We start from the raw sequence: 17,429 nt of genomic DNA on the forward strand, positions 1-17,429 counted from the left end.
TTATTTTATCTAGCCTACCATTAAAAAAATGGGAGGACAAATATCCCCAGCAGTAAGGAAATGGCACCAATCGTAATCGCCCAGCTTCCGGTTTTCGAACCTCTGCCACGAGCAATAAATCCTAAAACAATCCCCGTTATTCCAAACAGAACCGGAAAGACAAACAAGGATAAGATTGATAGGGCCAGTGCAGCCAGACCCATTCCAGTGCTTCCTTCTTTTGCTTCACCTTGATTACGTGTACCGCTACCTTGTTTCGCTCCTGTTAACGGCGGTGCTATTTCTGCCGCAGTTTCCTCCTGAAAGCCTTCTGTCCCATTAAAGCCTTCATTAGAAAACTGCCTTACATTCCTTTGTTCTAGGCTGGCATAAAGTTGTTCTCGGCTTGTATCTTTCTGATTTTGACTTACATTATTTTGAGTTTGATCATTTGTATAACTTTGCCCTGTATAACCATGTGTATGATCATTTGTATATCGCTGCTCTTTATAACTTTGAGTTTGACTTGTATTATCTTGAGCTTGGCTTGTATAACTTTGAATTTGACTTGTATTATTTTGAGCTTGGCTTGTATTATCTTGAGCTTGGCTTGTATTGCCTTGACTTTGATCAGTACGCTGTCGTTCGTCTAGATCTGCCACATGAATTCCCCCGCTCTCATAAGCTGATTCGTTCAATCATAATTGAACTGCCTTCGGATGTACGTGATGCCCAACCCGATAGGCCTTTCTATTTTGTGCGGAAGGTATCGCTTTTACAATAGCAAATTTTATCTATCGAGGAATATTTTTCAAATCCTTAACTGAGCACTCAGGACAGTTCCCATATATTTCAAATTTATGACCTGAAATATCAAACCCCTTTAAACTTTCTGTGAGATCGTCCATTGGACAGGTTTCGATTTCCTTTGTTTTTCCACATTGGAGGCAAATAAAGTGATGGTGATGCTGATCATGAGAACAAGTCAGACGAAAATGTTTTTCTCCTGATAGCTCTGTCATCTCGACAATTCCAAGGTCAGCGAATAAAGATAAATTTCGATAAATCGTATCAAAGCTTAACCCAGGATACTGATCTTTAAGAAGATCTAAAACCTCTTTTGCTGTTAAATATTTATTGTAATCAGCAAATAACTGGAGCATTTCTTCTCTTTTCCCTGTATGCTTATAGCCCTTCTCCTTTAGTAAGGTCATGGCTTCATTGACATTCATTGTATACACCTCAAACCTTTCTTTTTAACAACCATTTTTTGACTAAAATGGATATGATCAATTGAATAATCGAAATGATAACAATCGTACCACCTGGAGCTAAGTCCAAATAATATGAAATAATCAAACCGCCAAGAACCGAAGTTTCTCCAAAAATAATTGAATAGAGAATCGTCTGTTTAAATCCATTTGCAAGTCTAATTGCAGCTGCCACAGGTAAGGTCATTAGTGAAGAAACGAGTAAAACCCCTACAATTCTCATCGAGGAGGCAATCACAAGGGCAACCATAATAATAAATAGCAAATGAAGTCCTTTTACTGGAAGCCCAGAAGCCTTTGCATGTTCTTCATCAAACGAAATAATAAACAGTTCTTTATAGAGTAGAATAACAAGGGCGATTACAAAAAGACTAATGATTAAAATCGTCCATAAATCTTGCCTGCTTACAGCTGACACACTCCCAAATAAATAGCTAAAAAGATCCGTATTGAAGCCATCGGCTAATGAAATAAACAATACACTTAACCCGACTCCACCTGACATAATAATCGGAATCGCTAGTTCTTCATAATGCTTATAAACCGTTCTCAACTTTTCAATGAATAGAGCACCTGCAACCGAAAAAAACATTCCCATATAGATCGGATTTAACTTCACACCGGGTAGATATTTTTTTTCAAATAATAAGCTCGCCGCAATTCCAGCAAGTGTTACATGGCTAAGAGCATCTGCAATTAATGATAATCTCCTTACGACTACAAAGACACCAATTAGCGGGGCGATGATGCCAATAATGATCCCTGTAAAAAAAGCATTTTGTAAAAATTCATATTGAAGGAGTCCTGAAATCATGACTGATGTCCTCCGTGATGGTGTAAACTTTGTTCATGTGAAAAAATAGCTGGTTCAAGGTTGTAAAAGGAAGGCATTCCGCCTGAGCTTAATTCAGCAAACTCCTTTGCGTTGCCTCGAAACCAAATCTTTTTATTTAAATAAACAATTTCTGTAACTTTGTCTGCCATTGTACCAATATCGTGGGTAACCAATACTAATGTAATGCCAAGATCCTTGTTTAAATGCTCTAAAATATGATAAAAAGCCTCTACATTAACAGCATCTACCCCAACGGTTGGCTCATCTAAAATTAATAATTTCGGATCACTAACAAGCGCTCTTGCGATGAAAGCTCTTTGTTGCTGCCCTCCTGATAGCTCCCCAATATTCCGTTTGCTAAAAGGGGCTAAACCGACAGACTCTATAGCCTCAGCCACTTTTTTGTGCTGGTCTTTAGTCATTCGACGGAATAAACCGATCCTCTTTGTTAATCCACTTTGTACCACTTCAAAAACGGTAGCAGGGAAACCTGTATTGAAGGAATTTGCTTTTTGTGAGACAAACCCAACCTTTTGCCAATCTTTAAAACGGGATTGTTCTTCGCCAAAAAGAATGATTTCCCCTTGTTGAGTTTTTAGTAAACCAAGAATTAATTTTAATAACGTAGATTTTCCAGAGCCATTCGGACCCACAATTCCGAGAAATGCCCCTTCTTCAATGGAAAAATGAATATTTTCTAGCACAGCTTCTTTTTCATATCTATAAGTTAATTCTTTTATTTGGATAATGGACCCCATTTTGTTCATTTATTCACCTAATTTCCGAAATCATTACGATTTAGTATTTTACAGGAATTTAGCTCAAAAGTAAATAAAAAGGATAAAAACCTTGGAGATTCTTCCAATTGTGATTCTAGATGAATTTCATCACTTATTCGAGGGGACCTTCATACTCTATCGTGGAGGAGTGATAACATGAGTATATTTCAACATATTATCAATCATAAAATCAATAGTATTACAGCAGATGAATTACTAAAATATGCCAGTCAGTTTCAGATATCCATATCCAAAAAAGAAGCTTCACAAATCGCTAATTTTGTTAAAGGAAAAAAGGTAAATATTTTTAATGAACGTGAACGAACACACTTAATCGGGCAACTCGCAAAGATTACAAATGAGAAAACAGCTAATGAGGTTAATAAATTATTATCCTCCTTTACCAAATAGGTTAAGTCCTCTCAAAAATAAAGGAGTCTTGCATCACTACGCTAGATGCTAGACTCCTTTTATGGAAATAATGACTAACCTACTTTCACTGTGCTGGCTATTCTGAGGCGTGTTCAGGCAAGCCAATCCAATGAATATTAGGCTTGATTCATAATCTCTTCAAGAAGGCTTTCATTAAATTGTTGATTCCTCAACATATCAATCTCATGCTTGTATGGGGGTTTTTTATTGTTTTTGTCCTCCCCAACATATGGAGTTTCAAGTATCTTTGGTATTTCCATTAATTGAGGGTGATGAACAATATAATTTAAGGCCTTAAAGCCAATATGACCATAACCAATATTTTCGTGGCGATCCTTACTAGCCCCACGTATATTTTTACTATCATTGATATGAAGTACTTTGATTCGATCTACCCCAATGATCCGATCAAATTCTTCTAAAACCCCATCAAAATCCTCTACGATATTATAACCAGCATCATGTGTATGACAAGTATCAAAGCAAACACTAAGCTTCTCGTTATGTGTGACTCCGTCAATAATCATCGCTAATTCTTCGAAAGATCTTCCACATTCAGAACCTTTACCAGCCATCGTTTCAAGCGCAATTTGTACTTGGTCTTCTGCTGTTAACACTTCATTTAATCCTTCGATGATCTTCTTAATACCTACTTCGGCCCCTTCTTTTACATGAGAGCCTGGATGCAGAACAATTTGCCCCGCACCAATCGCTTCTGTCCGGTCAATTTCTGTTCGTAAAAAATCGACTCCAAGTTGGAAAGTTGCTGGGTTTGCAGCATTTCCAATATTAATAATATATGGAGCGTGGACGATAATATCACGAATTCCATTTTCCTCCATATGCTTTCTACCCGCTTCAATGTTCAAATCTTCTATTTTCTTTCTTCTAGTATTTTGCGGAGCACCTGTGTAGATCATAAAAGTATTAGAACCGTAAGAAACTGCTTCCTCACTGGCAGCTAATAGCATTTTTTTCCCGCTCATCGATACGTGAGAACCAATTTTCAACATTTTCTACTCTCCCTTTAAGTCTTACTTTTTCTTATTCATCCTTTTTTGTCTACGTTTCAAGGATTCTGTCTCTTGCTGTAATTTCTTTTTATAACCTGGTTTAACCTTTTTAGGCTTTTTAACCATCGTTTTAACCTTTAAGTCTATTTCATTCACTTGCTTTTGACGCTTATTTCGTTTATTTCGTTCACCTAAGTCGACCCATTCATTTCCCCTAAGATCAACATGATTAAACTGTATTCCCAGCTTTTCAAGCTTGTTTAGCGCATCTTCATCCTTGTCCTCATAAATAGTCAAGGCTATGCCCGAAAATCCAGCACGTGCCGTTCTTCCGACTCGATGGATATAAAAATCGAGGTCTGTCGGCAATTCATAATTAATAACATGACTTACCCCTTGAATATCAATCCCACGAGCAGCTAAATCCGTTGCAACGATGTATTGATATTCTAAGTCAAGGATTTGCCTCATCATTTTTTTTCTTTCTCTTGGCGATAAATCCCCATGGATTCTTCCAATCTTTAACCCCTTTTGAATTAAGGCGTCCGCCACTTCATCAGCCATTTTCTTTGTATTGGTAAAAACAATCGCAAGATATGGGTTATAGGTCGATAGCGCCTGATAAACTAGTTCATGTTTGTCTCTGTGCCTTGAAGGCAATAAATAATGCTCAATATTAGCAGCTGCCTTTTGCTCCGGTGCTACGCTGATGTATTTAGGATTTTCCATATATTTTTTTAAAAATGGTTTAAGCTTTTCAGGAATGGTCGCTGAAAAAACTAACATTTGTAAATCGGTTGCCATCCTCGAAGCAATTTGATCGACGTCTTCAAGAAAGCCCATTTCAAGCATTAAATCAGCCTCATCAATCACGAGAAACGAAGCTGTATAAACGGATAAAGCTTGTTCTTTAATAAGATCATTTATCCGGCCAGGTGTTCCAACAACAACTTGAGGCTGATGTTTTAATTTTTCAATTGTCCGTTGCTTATCTGTCCCACCAATAAACAAACGAACCGTAATTTCCTCATCTGCGTTTTTAGTAATCTTCAATATTTCATGATAAATCTGGGTCGCAAGTTCCCTAGTTGGCGCTGTTATTACTGCTTGTACAGCTTCTTTAGATGGATCAACCCTTTGTAAGATCGGCAATACATAAGCATGTGTTTTGCCAGTTCCTGTTTGTGATTGCCCAATTACACTATCCCCTTTTAATACAGTTGGGATTAATCTTTCTTGTATTTCTGTCGGCTCAAAAAAGCCTAGTTCCTTTACCGATTTTATAATAAATGGTTTTAAGTTAAAACGTTCAAATTTTGTTTCACTCATGAATTTAACTCCTTAAATGACTTTACTGTTATTGTTAGTATAGCCAAAGTATCCTTTCCAAAGCCCAAAGGTCATTATCATATTATAAAGAATTTCAACCACATTCACCAGCTTTAGCACTTAAATTATCAACTTTAACCCGCAATCGGCTCCGCGTTTAGGGATGAAGACGAAAAAATTTCCGATTCAAATGGAAGTTTCACTTTATAGTATTTTATCTAGTGGCTCAATATAGACACTCACACAAACAAAAAAAACAATCAATGCATATGATGAAATGAAGCTAATTGTGAAAAGTTAGATCCTGAGGAGGGAAAAAAATGTACCCTAGATATCATCAACGACCGATGCAATATCAAGTACCACCACAATCCTTTCATCCATACCAGCGGATGTCACCAACTATGGGCGGAATGATGCGCCCCCGACAACTCCAACAAAGAAGTGGTGGCTTACTATCCAGACTATTTGGCGGATTGAATCAATCCGGAGCGAGACAAGGCATAAGAGGACTTGGTGGATTTGGCCAACAATTTGCCGGTGGAGGTGGATTTGGCCAGCAAGCTGCCGGCGGAGGCGGACTATTAAGATCATTAACGAATCCAAATACCATTAATAACTTTTTAACAAACACACAAAAGGTGTTAAATACAGCCAATCAGGTTGGTCCATTGGTCCATCAATACGGACCGGTGGTCAAAAACCTACCAATGATGTGGAAGCTGTACCGCGGCCTAAAAGATGCGCCTGAATTTAACGGAGAACAAGATGAGTCAAGTTCATCAAAAGAGGAAGAACAAACTAACATAACTTTTTCCGAATCCAGCGATTCAGTGTCTACAGAGTCAAAAACAACCTCAAGATATCAAGCATCACCATCAAAACCAAAGTTATATATTTAAAGAATGTTGATAAGCATTCTTTTTTTATTTATGTGAAAATTAAACTTCCCTCTCTTTGCTACTTAAAATTGATTTTTGCTTATAAAGTGATTGTTTACTATAATGGTATAGTAGGAAAAGTAGAAACTTGGGAGGGTTTGAAGATGAAAGTAATCAAGATCTCTCCGCGCGGGTATTGCTATGGTGTTGTTGATGCAATGGTTATCGCCCGTAATGCGGCTTTAGATAAAACATTACCACGTCCAATTTATATATTAGGGATGATCGTTCATAATAAACACATTACTGATGCTTTTGAAGAAGAGGGTATTATTACTTTGGATGGGCAAAATCGTAAAGAAATCATTGAAAAAGTGGATAAAGGAACCGTTATTTTTACAGCACATGGTGTTTCACCTGAGGTAAGGAAGATTGCTGAAGAAAGAGGACTTATCTCCATTGATGCTACATGCCCAGATGTAACAAAAACCCATGACATCATTCGCAATAAGGAAAAAGAGGGCTACAAGATTATTTATATTGGTAAAAAAAATCACCCAGAACCTGAAGGAGCAGTCGGTGTTGCTCCACATGCCGTACACCTTGTGTCAAATGAACAAGAGGTAGAGGATTTGCAATTAAAAGCTGATAAAATCTTGGTAACCAATCAAACAACAATGAGCCAATGGGATGTTGCCAATATTATGGATCGAATTAAAGAGAAATATCCTCATGCTGAGTTTGAAAGAGAGATATGTATGGCAACACAAGTTCGTCAAGAAGCGGTTGCTGAACAAGCAGGTGAAGCCGACGTATTAATTGTGGTAGGAGATCCTAGAAGTAATAATTCTAACCGTCTTGCACAAGTATCCGAGGAGATTGCCGGTACGAAGGCTTATCGTATTGGGGATGTAACTGAACTTGATTTAGAATGGATTAAAGATGCGAAGACAGTAGCAGTAACAGCTGGTGCTTCCACACCTACACCGATTACAAAAGAAGTTATCTCTTTCCTTGAACAATATGATCCACTTGATGAAACGACATGGAAAACAGAAAACAAGGTTCCACTGAATAAAATATTGCCTAAAGTAAAGGCAAAATAAGAGCACCCTTTTCAAGGGTGCTTTTTTTTCTGTTAGAAGCGGGAGAGTTATGCTGAATGAAAATCAAATTCGTCCTGCCAAATTTGCGGCCGGATTTTTATCCCGCTTAGTACGAGACATCCGCCGGAGGCTTAACTTCATCCAGCCGGGGGTTAACCACCCCCCTTAACTAGAGAGCTTTCTGCATTAATCCCTTAAATTTAGAAGCGGTTAGCACTGCTGTATGAAGTTAAACAAATTTGAATGGCTCTGTATTTTGTTCTGATGGGAAAACTTCAACTTCATAACCTTCTTCAGAACAAATCTTGGTAAGTGAAGAGGCAAGTCCTTTTTTCATTATTTTTTCAACATTATGGCCTGGGTCGATCACATTCAATCCCATCATCATAGCATCATGAGCCACATGATAGTACAAATCACCTGTTACATATACATCCGCCCCTTTAAATTTGGCAGATGAGATGTATTTATTACCGTCTCCACCTAAGACTGCTACCTTTTTCACCTTTGAATTTAAATCTCCAACCACTCGAACAGTCGGTACATCAAGGGCGTCCTTCACTTTATTGGCAAATTCAGCCAATGTCATTTCTTTCACTCTTCCAATACGGCCTAACCCAAGTGTCTCCCCTTTATTATCAAGATGATAAATATCATGAGCTACTTCTTCATATGGATGCGCCTTTAACATAGCCTGAAGGACACTTTTCTCAAGATATTCAGGAAAAATGGTTTCGATTCGTTCTTCTTCTACCTGCTCCAATTGGCCGCTTTCGCCAATATACGGTTGGCTATCTTCATTCGGTAAAAATTGTCCTGTTCCTGTTACTGAAAAGAGACAATGGCTATAGTTGCCAATCGCTCCTGCGCCTGCATCGCCAATCGCCTCTTTCACACTCTCACTATCTTCAACCGGCACATAAACGACTAGTTTCTTTAGCTTTACCTCATGAGTAGGCACTAGAACCTCGGTATCAGTTAGTTCAAGAGCACTTGCTAATAAATCATTTACCCCGCCTTTGGCAACATCTAAGTTTGTATGGGCAGCATATACAGCTATACCATGTTTAATCAATTTTTCAATGATTCTCCCAGGAAGGCTGTCCGTTGTAATGTTTTTTAACGGGCGATAGATTAAAGGATGATGAGCAATGATGAGATCTACATTCTTTTGGATCGCTTCATCAACCACTTCTTCTAGAACGTCTAGAGCAATCATAACTTTATGTACTGGTTTATTTAAACGGCCGATTTGTAGCCCAATTTTATCGCCTTCCATCGCCAAGTATTTAGGAGCAAATCTTTCAAACACACCGATAAGTTCATGTCCATTTATTGTTTTCATTTACTTAAAATCTCCTCTACTAGTTGTATTTTTTTCAAGAGTTCATGCTTCTTTTTTTCATTTTCAGCAGAGGTTGAAGCCTGCTTTAATTGTGTTAAAATTTTATTCCATGTCGCTAATTCCATTGACCATTTCTTTTGAAAAGCAGAATTTTTTTCTTGCAGTAAATACGGTCCTAACAATAAACCTTTCTCAAGGTTATCCCCATAGGCTACTCTCTCATTTCCTTGTTCTGCAACAAGAATCTCATAGATTTTTCCATCTTCTTCTAATATTTCTTCCGCAATTAAACCCCATCCGTTGTCTAATAACCATTCACGTATAGAAATGGCACTAATATTCGGTTGCAGGATCAGTCTCTTTACTCCTGCTAGTTTCGATTTCCCTTGTTCCAATATACTTGCGATAAGGGAACCACCCATTCCCGCAATTGTAATTGCATCTACTTCACCTGGTTGAATAACTGCCAAGCCGTCTCCTTTTCTTACGGAGATTTTCTTAGTCAACCCTAATTCTTCGACATGACTTTTCGCAGAACGATACGGTCCCTCTACCACTTCTCCCGCTATCGCAAACGGGATTCCCCCCTTTTGTACCATATAACAGGGCAGGTATGCATGATCGGAGCCGATATCCGCAAGCCTAGCTCCTTCTGGAATATATTTGGTAACTGTCTCTAATCGTTTTGATAACTTATCACTATTCATTCTTTCACCACATAATCTATGTATTATTATTCTATATAAGTATAAGAAAAGTCCCTTGCATATGCAAAGGACTTACAAATCAAATTAATGGCGTCTCAATTTTTTTTATCAGGCCTTCAACCGCCACATCCGCTTTTTCAGCCTGATTGTCAATGACTGACGTCCTGTCCATCATCGATCTCTACTATAATCTTCCCTTTATAACCCTGATAACCATTCTGCCATTTCACCAGCTTGTTCAGGAGGAACTAACCCCCCAGGCATGGCATTTCGGCCATTTACAACAACATCTTCGATTTCTTCTGGTGACAATCTTTCACCAACACCAGTTAAACCTGGGGCACTTCCACTACCCTGATATTGATCCCCATGGCAGCCGATACAAGAACTTTGATAGATTTCCTCAGGGCTTGCGGCTACTTGTTCTGTTTGCTCTCCATCGCCCTCTGACTGTGCAGCTAGCTCTCTAGAATCACCTATCCCCTTGAAAGAAAGAAGCAACATCGTTAAGACTCCTAAAACCATAATAATTCCAAATGGTAATAATGGTCCTTTTTTCAAGCAAAAACCCCTCCCTTATTTTAGTAGAAACTTTTTAATTAGTTAGTATATTTAAACAATTTCTATTGTACTTCAAAAAAGGGAGAAGTTAAAGTATTATCGCATAACTTTGTCACTTTTAGTCCACAAAAAATACATAAATAGAACTTAATAAAAGAGGTTGACTCTTTATAGAATATTTCTAGCAATCACAAGTCTTTGAATCTCAGAAGTACCTTCACCAATTTCAGTTAATTTAGCATCACGCATAAAACGTTCAACATGATAGTCTTTCATATATCCATATCCACCATGAATTTGAACGGCTTGATTTGTAATCTCCGTACAAATTTCTGAGGCAAATAATTTTGCCATTGATGCTTCTTTGGTAAATGATCTGCCTTGGTCTTTCAACCATGCAGCTTTATAGACCATGTTTCGAGCTAATTCAATTTTCATCGCCATATCAGCTAACTTAAACTGTATTGCTTGAAATTGTGAGATCGTATGTCCAAACTGTTTTCTTGTTTTTGCGTATTTAAGGGCACTATCATAAGCAGCCTGGGCAATTCCAACAGCCATTGCACCAATTCCGATTCTACCCCCAGCCAGAGTCACTAAAAACTGCTTAAATCCAGCACCACGAGCCCCTAATAATTGCCCCACAGGTACTTTAACATCTTGGAGGATTAATTCAGTTGTATTGGAGGCATGTAGGCCCATTTTTTCATATTGATCAATAACCTGAAAACCCTTTGTATTTGTTGGTACAATAATGGCACTAATTTCTTTTTTATCTCCGCTTTTAGATGTGATGGCAGTGATTGGAATAAACTTAGCATAGCTAGCATTTGTAATAAAACATTTACTGCCATTAATGATAAAATATCCATCCTTTTCGATAGCTGTTGTTTCCGTGCCACCGGCATCTGAACCGGCATTAGGTTCCGTTAAGCCAAATGATCCGATCGTCTCTCCAGTACAAATTGGCACAAGATATTGTTTCTTCTGCTCTTCAGAACCAAATAAATAAATCGGTGCGCCACCAAGTGAAATGTGAGCGGAATAAGTAATCCCTGTTGAACCGCAGGCACGACTAAGCTCTTCCGTGACAATAGCAAAACCAATGGTATCAGCCCCTGCCCCGCCATATTCTTCTGGAAATGGCAAACCCATCATGCCTAATTGAGATAACTTTTGAAAGACATCAATTGGAAAGCGCTTTTGACGATCCCTTTCTAAGGCACTTGGAGCTACTTCTTCTTCGGCAAACTCTTTAATCGTTCTTTTAATCATTTGCTGCTCATCAGTAAGATCAAAGTTCATTAACCTCACCCCTCTATAAAAAAATAAAGCGTATTCAATTTTATGTTTATAATGAGAGGGTAATGCTTTGAAACACGGAAATCATCAATAATATTAAGCCGGCAATCCCAGATATAGTAAAATATAATTGCTTATATTTCAAACCAGTTATTAGCCAAAGCAAACCATTTGTTCCAATCACACTATATAGAACAATGAAACTAGATGTATGAGTTAAGGTTAATTGTAAAGATACAAACAATATAAGGAGCGCTGTCAAAATAAGTGGAATTTGATATAGAAGGTCCTTTTTAGCTAATATAAAAGTTACATAAATACCAATAATAACGGAAAATAGACTAAAGACGATTTGCAAAATGAGAGATAATTCAGTAAAATAAAATAAAAATACCCCAATTGGAATTAGCAAGAATAAAGAACCGTTAAACTTCTGAGGTTTTACTTTTTCCATTTGTTGGTATAAACCCTCTCCTTTCGTATATAAAGCAAGGAGAAAGTCACAATAATGTTCTGGAAGGAGCCGACTCTTTTTCCAATAAAAGATTTCATTAATAATCAGTTGTTTCCGATTTTCTTGCATATATTCACGACCTTACACTCATATGTAAACAATCACAAAAGAAAAAATAGTTCACTTCTATTAAGAAGCAAACTATTTCTTACAAGCGTTTATTCTAAAAAGTCTTTTAGTCTTTTGCTTCGACTTGGGTGTCTTAATTTTCTTAAGGCTTTTGCCTCAATTTGACGGATACGTTCACGAGTTACTCCAAAGACTTTACCTACTTCTTCTAGAGTGCGTGTTCTCCCATCGTCAAGTCCAAAGCGAAGTCGTAATACATTTTCTTCTCTGTCAGTAAGTGTATCTAGAACATCTTCTAGTTGTTCTTTTAATAACTCATATGCTGCATGTTCTGATGGGGATGTCGCTTCATGGTCTTCGATAAAGTCTCCGAGATGCGAATCATCCTCTTCACCGATTGGTGTTTCTAAAGAAACAGGTTCTTGAGCTATTTTTAAAATTTCTCTAACCTTCTCAGGCGATAAATCCATATCTTCACCGATTTCTTCTGGTGTTGGTTCACGACCTAAGTCTTGTAGCAGCTGTCTTTGAACACGAACAAGTTTATTAATCGTTTCAACCATATGAACAGGAATTCGAATGGTTCTCGCTTGGTCCGCAATTGCTCGAGTAATTGCTTGACGAATCCACCAAGTCGCATACGTACTAAATTTGAATCCTTTACGATAATCAAATTTCTCTACAGCCTTAATTAAGCCCATATTTCCTTCTTGGATGAGGTCTAAGAATAGCATTCCACGGCCTACATAACGTTTAGCAATACTAACAACTAATCTCAGGTTTGCTTCTGCTAACCGTCTTTTTGCTTCTTCATCTCCTTGCTCAATTCTTAAGGCAAGGTTTACTTCATCTTCTGCTGACAGAAGATTGACACGGCCGATTTCTTTTAAGTACATCCGAACAGGGTCGTTAATTTTAACACCAGGGGGAACACTTAAATCATTTAAGTCAAATTCTTCCTCATTTTTTTCCATATCTTTTGCAGGCGGATCATCTTCCTCTGATTCACCTACTAATTCTACTCCATGATCACCTAAATACTCATAGAACTCATCCATTTGGTGAGAGTCAAGCTCAAACGTTGCTAATTTTTCAGCAATATCATCATAAGCAAGGACGCCTGTCTTTTTTCCTAATAATGTTAACTGCTCTTTAACCTGTTCTAGGGTTAGTTCTGATTCAACCTCTTTTGAACGAGCCGATTTTTCAGCCATTTGTCCCCCTCCTTCAAAAAATCAAGAAACCATTACATTGTTTTACGAATTTGTTGAATTTCCTGCCAAAGGATTTTAGCCTTTTCAAAATCCTTTTGGCGGCCTGCTTCTTTTAGCTCAGCCTCTTTTTCCTTTATTTCTAATTCTTTTTTATATTTCAACACCTGGTTTATATAGTCCATTAATTCTTGGTGGGATATATCATCATTTATTTGCGTCATGTCTATTTCAACAATAATCCGCCGTAACCTTTCATCCTCAACATAATTAAGAAAACTATTCAAATCAGGTGCATCATTCATTTCATAAAATCCATATAAGTAAGTTATAATAGCTTGATGTTCATCAATATTAAATGTATTTCCTTGAAGTAATTCCTGTACTTTATAGGCTACATCCGGACTTTGTAGCATATGTGCAATTAGCGATCTCTCAGCATTTTGGTATGCTGGTTTGACCTTTTCTACATACTTTGGCACCATAACCAGCTTTGGTGACGGTTCAACAGTCTCTTTCCGACTTTTCGTAACCTGTTTTGAATGCTGTCTTTCCTGCTGCTTTAACGCTTCAAGGGAGAGACTAAACTCATCTGCCAGTTGTCTTAAGTAGAGATCCTTTTCTACAGCACTTTCTAGAAAACTAATTTCTTTTAGTACTTCTTCGATATAAAGTAACCGATCTCCTTCAACCTGTAAGTTTTTCCCCTTGCGGAAGTATCGCATTTTAAAGCCCATGAAGGTTAGACTTGAGCCAATACAATCGTTTCTGAATCGTTCTTCACCGTAAGTCTTGACATAATCATCAGGGTCCATTCCCTGTGGCATGATCGCCACTTTGACTTGACATTTGGCTTTTTGAAGCATGTTGCCAGCACGATATGCCGCCTCAATTCCCGCTGAGTCAGAATCATAACAAATGGTTACGGACTGAACATTTTTCTTTAATATAGATACATGCTCTTCGGTTAGAGATGTACCCATTGTGGCAACACCGTTGTCGATATCTGACCGATCAGCCGCAATGACGTCTGCAAACCCTTCAAATAATACAGCATGTTGCTGTTTCCTTATTGTCGGTCTAGCCAACTGATAATTATATAGAACTTTACTTTTATTAAAAATGGCTGTTTCAGGACTATTTAAATATTTGGGTTGCTCTGATCCTAATGTCCTTCCTGAAAAAGCAATCGTGTCATGATTTTCGTTAATAATCGGAAAAATGATTCGATCGCGAAACCGATCAAAATAACCACCATCTTGCTCGCGCTTAATAATGAGTCCTGCTTGTTCCAATAGCTCTGGTTGGAACTTTTTACTCATTAAAAATTTATAATCAAAGTCCCATGAATCTAAAGCATATCCAATTTGGAATTTCTCAATGGACTGTGTTGAAAAGCCCCTCTCAAGCAGGTATTCTAAAGCTTTCTGACCCTCTTTTGTGTTTACAAGCAAATGATGATAAAATTTACTCAATAGATTATGAGCATCGATCATCTGCTTTATATGATGAGGAACAGACTTTGCCTTACCCATATTAGGTATGTGATTACCAATTTCAACATTTGCTTTATCTGCAAGTTTAACTGTCGCTTCGAGAAAAGTTAGACCCTCAATATCCATAAGAAATGAGAATGCATTGCCACCTGCTCCACACCCAAAGCAATGATACACTTGTTTATCTGGAGAAACTGAAAATGACGGAGTGTTTTCATGGTGGAATGGACAGAGACCTGAATAATTGCGTCCTTGCTTCTTAAGCTGTACATATTCACTTATGATATCCACAATATCTGTTGCTTGCCGGATCTTATCTATTGTTTCTTCGGCAATTCGCTCTGACAAAGTGAACACCTCCATTTACTTTATGAGGTATTCGTCAAAAAAACTTAAAATCCTGCATTAATAGACAATTTTTTTATCAAACTCCTTATTCCTATTCAATTAGCTTTCATTAGATTGCCTAATGATCTAATAATTCTACATCACTCCACAAATTCCCTCTTTCAAAAATGACTTTTCTGCTGAATTTCTGTCGAATTTCTTTTTTACCCTTGACATCTCACAATAAATAGTTTATTCCTTGTAATGGAACTCTAAACCTAATATGAATAAATTTTTATCACAATTTTTTATTATAGTATAAAAAGCATGATTATGCACCTATTTTATCACTTAGTTTACACCAACCCTTTAAAATCCAAACGTACAATCGCATATCATTTGGCAATAAAAAAAGAAATAGCACATTTATTGCTATGTGCTATTTCTTGGAACTATTCTTTTGAACCATGTTGTAAATAATATTTGCTGTTTCCTCAACCGCTTTATTTGTTACATCAATGACCGGACACCCAATACGTTGTATCACCTTTTCAAAATAGATCAGTTCTTCTCTAATTCGTTCTAATTTAGCGTAATTTGCCTGGTCACTTAAACCTAATGAGCGTAAACGTTCCGTTCTAATTCCAATTAACATTTCAGGACTAATTTTTAACCCGATACATTTTGCTGGGTCTATAGTAAAGAGTTCTTCCGGTGGATCTACTTCCGGTACAATTGGTACATTTGCAACTTTGACTCTCCGATGAGCCAAATATTGAGAAAGTGGTGTTTTTGACGTTCTTGAAACACCGATTAGAACTAGATCTGCTTTAAGCACCCCACGCGGATCACGCCCATCGTCATATTTGACAGCAAATTCAATTGCCTCTACTTTTTTAAAGTAATCTTCATCTAATTTATGCATAAGACCTGGTTCATGCAATGGTTGTTTCCCTGATAGAGTTTGAATGTTACTAATTAACGGACCGATTACATCATATGCAATGATTCCAGCATTAAGTGCTGCTTCTTTTAAATACTCGCGAATTTCCGGCCTTACGAGTGTATATACGATCATGCCTTGATCTTGTTTCGTTAAATAAATGACTTCGTCAACATTTGACAAGTCCTCAACAAACGGAAACCGCTTAATTATAAATGGATTTAATTTATTAAATTGGCTTATAGCCGCTTTTGTGACGAGTTCTGCCGTTTCTCCTAACGAGTCAGACACAACATAGATGATCGGCATTTTGCTCATCTATTAAACATCCCCTTTACACAACGCCCTATACCATTATTTATCCTCTGCTAAGTTAACGAATGCCCTCGTAATATTCGTCTTCGTTAATCGACCGATAACCTCATAGCCGCCATTATTTGACTCTTTAACGACTGGAACGGAATCAATCTGCTTTTCAATTAAGTTCTTGGCAACATCAATTAACAGATCATCACGGAAACAAACAGTAATATTTGGCATTCTTGTCATAATGATATTAACCGGTAATGAAGTCAATTCTTGATTCCCAATACTGGCTCTTAATAAATCTTTTCTAGATAAGACTCCCACAAGCAAGGACTCACTATCAACTACAAATAACGTTCCTACATCCTCCAAAAACATCGTAACAATAGCATCGTATACAGAGACATTTTCATTAACCACTACTGGAATAGACTGGTAATCCTTCACATATAACTTCTGTAAATTATCTGTTAATAGTTGAACACCCGTCTTTCCTGTATAAAAATAACCTACTCTCGGCCTAGCATCAAGAAACCCCGCCATTGTTAATATAGCTAAATCCGGTCTAAGTGTAGCCCTTGTTAAATGCAGTCGATCCGCAATATGTTCACCTGTGATGGGACCATTTTCTTTTACGATTTCTAATATTTGTTCTTGCCGCTTATTTAGTTCTATTGTTAACACCACCTATCATGCCCATATCAAATTCGCCCGCCAAATTTGCACCCGGATTTTCATCACGCTTTAAAGCTCAACATGCTTAGCATGATTAGGACGTTCTATCCCTAGTCATGATCGCTTGATAAAATCCGAGGCATCCACCGCAGGTTTAACTTCATTTTGCTGGGTTTAAGCCCCACTAATCAGTAAACCCTCTGGCATTTATCCTTCACTTAAGAAGTGGAGGATTTTTGTACCGGTCACAATCTTTCGGTACTAAAAGCATTTGCTTAATGAAGTTAAATACTAATAATGTTATACTATTACATAAATTATTATATACTATTTTCCGAAAATGAAAAG

The 17,429-nt window shown here is 37.5% G+C and carries 18 protein-coding genes; 3 read left to right on the forward strand and 15 right to left on the reverse strand.

Annotation, left to right across the window (positions count from 1 at the left end; translation table 11 throughout):
• Nucleotides 1–20: 20 nt before the first annotated feature.
• The 4 genes from R4Z10_RS15880 to R4Z10_RS15895 form a co-directional block, all read right to left on the reverse strand.
• A complete protein-coding gene (locus R4Z10_RS15880) occupies nt 21–641 on the reverse strand; it encodes a DUF308 domain-containing protein (RefSeq protein WP_338470265.1) in 621 nt (206 codons plus the stop codon).
• 132 nt (nt 642–773) lie between these two features.
• The gene (locus R4Z10_RS15885; RefSeq protein WP_338470266.1) at nt 774–1,211 is read right to left on the reverse strand and encodes a Fur family transcriptional regulator; all 438 of its coding nucleotides are present in this window, start codon (nt 1,209–1,211) and stop codon (nt 774–776) included.
• A gap of 10 nt (nt 1,212–1,221) precedes the next feature.
• Entirely contained in the window at nt 1,222–2,064 is an 843-nt protein-coding gene (locus tag R4Z10_RS15890; protein WP_338470267.1) for a metal ABC transporter permease, read from the reverse strand.
• Nucleotides 2,061–2,852, reverse strand: a complete 792-nt coding sequence (locus tag R4Z10_RS15895) for a metal ABC transporter ATP-binding protein (protein ID WP_338470268.1) — start codon at nt 2,850–2,852, stop codon at nt 2,061–2,063. The genes R4Z10_RS15890 and R4Z10_RS15895 overlap by 4 nt, the downstream gene beginning before the upstream one ends.
• A gap of 168 nt (nt 2,853–3,020) precedes the next feature.
• On the opposite strand from R4Z10_RS15895, the gene R4Z10_RS15900 reads away from it, so the two are divergent.
• Nucleotides 3,021–3,275: a DUF2624 domain-containing protein gene (locus R4Z10_RS15900; protein WP_338470269.1), complete on the forward strand. Its 255-nt coding sequence runs from the start codon at nt 3,021–3,023 to the stop codon at nt 3,273–3,275.
• A 137-nt stretch (nt 3,276–3,412) separates the two neighbouring features.
• Here R4Z10_RS15900 and R4Z10_RS15905 read toward each other — a convergent pair whose 3' ends face one another.
• Both R4Z10_RS15905 and R4Z10_RS15910 read right to left on the reverse strand, forming a co-directional pair.
• Nucleotides 3,413–4,309, reverse strand: coding sequence for a deoxyribonuclease IV (locus R4Z10_RS15905; RefSeq protein WP_338470270.1), 897 nt, complete (start codon nt 4,307–4,309; stop codon nt 3,413–3,415).
• Between the two features lie 21 nt (nt 4,310–4,330).
• On the reverse strand, nt 4,331–5,638 hold the full coding sequence (locus tag R4Z10_RS15910) for a DEAD/DEAH box helicase (protein WP_338470271.1): 1,308 nt from the start codon (nt 5,636–5,638) through the stop codon (nt 4,331–4,333).
• A 320-nt stretch (nt 5,639–5,958) separates the two neighbouring features.
• Here R4Z10_RS15910 and vrrA point away from each other — a divergent pair, with 320 nt between their 5' ends.
• Together vrrA and R4Z10_RS15920 are read left to right on the forward strand one after the other, a co-directional pair.
• A complete protein-coding gene (gene vrrA, locus R4Z10_RS15915; RefSeq protein ID WP_338470272.1) occupies nt 5,959–6,540 on the forward strand; it encodes a VrrA/YqfQ family protein in 582 nt (193 codons plus the stop codon).
• 143 nt (nt 6,541–6,683) lie between these two features.
• Nucleotides 6,684–7,625: a 4-hydroxy-3-methylbut-2-enyl diphosphate reductase gene (locus R4Z10_RS15920; RefSeq protein WP_338470273.1), complete on the forward strand. Its 942-nt coding sequence runs from the start codon at nt 6,684–6,686 to the stop codon at nt 7,623–7,625.
• Nucleotides 7,626–7,854: 229 nt separating this feature from the next.
• Here R4Z10_RS15920 and R4Z10_RS15925 read toward each other — a convergent pair whose 3' ends face one another.
• The 9 genes from R4Z10_RS15925 to R4Z10_RS15965 all read right to left on the reverse strand — a co-directional run bounded on the left by R4Z10_RS15925 (nt 7,855) and on the right by R4Z10_RS15965 (nt 17,093).
• Nucleotides 7,855–8,970: a Nif3-like dinuclear metal center hexameric protein gene (locus tag R4Z10_RS15925; protein WP_338470274.1), complete on the reverse strand. Its 1,116-nt coding sequence runs from the start codon at nt 8,968–8,970 to the stop codon at nt 7,855–7,857.
• The gene (locus R4Z10_RS15930) at nt 8,967–9,677 is read right to left on the reverse strand and encodes a tRNA (adenine(22)-N(1))-methyltransferase TrmK (protein WP_338470275.1); all 711 of its coding nucleotides are present in this window, start codon (nt 9,675–9,677) and stop codon (nt 8,967–8,969) included. Before R4Z10_RS15930 ends, R4Z10_RS15925 begins: the two co-directional genes overlap by 4 nt.
• A 198-nt stretch (nt 9,678–9,875) precedes the next feature.
• Nucleotides 9,876–10,238 (reverse strand): cytochrome c550, encoded by a 363-nt coding sequence (gene cccA / locus R4Z10_RS15935; protein ID WP_338470276.1) that lies wholly within the window; start codon nt 10,236–10,238, stop codon nt 9,876–9,878.
• A 168-nt stretch (nt 10,239–10,406) separates the two neighbouring features.
• Complete coding sequence (locus R4Z10_RS15940; protein ID WP_338470277.1) at nt 10,407–11,543, reverse strand: acyl-CoA dehydrogenase family protein; 1,137 nt, start codon at nt 11,541–11,543, stop codon at nt 10,407–10,409.
• A gap of 46 nt (nt 11,544–11,589) precedes the next feature.
• Complete coding sequence (locus tag R4Z10_RS15945; protein WP_338470278.1) at nt 11,590–12,123, reverse strand: hypothetical protein; 534 nt, start codon at nt 12,121–12,123, stop codon at nt 11,590–11,592.
• A gap of 89 nt (nt 12,124–12,212) precedes the next feature.
• Entirely contained in the window at nt 12,213–13,337 is a 1,125-nt protein-coding gene (gene rpoD / locus R4Z10_RS15950; protein ID WP_338470279.1) for an RNA polymerase sigma factor RpoD, read from the reverse strand.
• A gap of 32 nt (nt 13,338–13,369) precedes the next feature.
• Nucleotides 13,370–15,178, reverse strand: coding sequence for a DNA primase (dnaG, locus tag R4Z10_RS15955; RefSeq protein ID WP_338470280.1), 1,809 nt, complete (start codon nt 15,176–15,178; stop codon nt 13,370–13,372).
• A 418-nt stretch (nt 15,179–15,596) separates the two neighbouring features.
• Nucleotides 15,597–16,418, reverse strand: a complete 822-nt coding sequence (locus R4Z10_RS15960; RefSeq protein ID WP_338470281.1) for a pyruvate, water dikinase regulatory protein — start codon at nt 16,416–16,418, stop codon at nt 15,597–15,599.
• Nucleotides 16,419–16,454: 36 nt separating this feature from the next.
• Complete coding sequence (locus R4Z10_RS15965) at nt 16,455–17,093, reverse strand: helix-turn-helix transcriptional regulator (protein ID WP_338470282.1); 639 nt, start codon at nt 17,091–17,093, stop codon at nt 16,455–16,457.
• Between the last annotated feature and the right edge of the window lie 336 nt (nt 17,094–17,429).

The organism is Niallia sp. XMNu-256, from assembly GCF_036670015.1.
In the GTDB taxonomy this organism is placed as follows: domain Bacteria; phylum Bacillota; class Bacilli; order Bacillales; family Cytobacillaceae; genus Bacillus_BD.

Coding starts and splice junctions, on each gene's coding strand:
- rpoD (WP_338470279.1), bottom strand. CDS start 13,337: ATGGCTGAAAAATCGGCTCGTTCAAAAGAGGTTGAATCAGAACTAACC.
- R4Z10_RS15920 (WP_338470273.1), top strand. CDS start 6,684: ATGAAAGTAATCAAGATCTCTCCGCGCGGGTATTGCTATGGTGTTGTT.
- R4Z10_RS15890 (WP_338470267.1), bottom strand. CDS start 2,064: ATGATTTCAGGACTCCTTCAATATGAATTTTTACAAAATGCTTTTTTT.
- R4Z10_RS15940 (WP_338470277.1), bottom strand. CDS start 11,543: ATGAACTTTGATCTTACTGATGAGCAGCAAATGATTAAAAGAACGATT.
- R4Z10_RS15945 (WP_338470278.1), bottom strand. CDS start 12,123: ATGCAAGAAAATCGGAAACAACTGATTATTAATGAAATCTTTTATTGG.
- vrrA (WP_338470272.1), top strand. CDS start 5,959: ATGTACCCTAGATATCATCAACGACCGATGCAATATCAAGTACCACCA.
- R4Z10_RS15930 (WP_338470275.1), bottom strand. CDS start 9,677: ATGAATAGTGATAAGTTATCAAAACGATTAGAGACAGTTACCAAATAT.
- R4Z10_RS15960 (WP_338470281.1), bottom strand. CDS start 16,418: ATGAGCAAAATGCCGATCATCTATGTTGTGTCTGACTCGTTAGGAGAA.
- R4Z10_RS15925 (WP_338470274.1), bottom strand. CDS start 8,970: ATGAAAACAATAAATGGACATGAACTTATCGGTGTGTTTGAAAGATTT.
- R4Z10_RS15910 (WP_338470271.1), bottom strand. CDS start 5,638: ATGAGTGAAACAAAATTTGAACGTTTTAACTTAAAACCATTTATTATA.
- R4Z10_RS15900 (WP_338470269.1), top strand. CDS start 3,021: ATGAGTATATTTCAACATATTATCAATCATAAAATCAATAGTATTACA.
- R4Z10_RS15905 (WP_338470270.1), bottom strand. CDS start 4,309: ATGTTGAAAATTGGTTCTCACGTATCGATGAGCGGGAAAAAAATGCTA.
- R4Z10_RS15895 (WP_338470268.1), bottom strand. CDS start 2,852: ATGAACAAAATGGGGTCCATTATCCAAATAAAAGAATTAACTTATAGA.
- R4Z10_RS15885 (WP_338470266.1), bottom strand. CDS start 1,211: ATGAATGTCAATGAAGCCATGACCTTACTAAAGGAGAAGGGCTATAAG.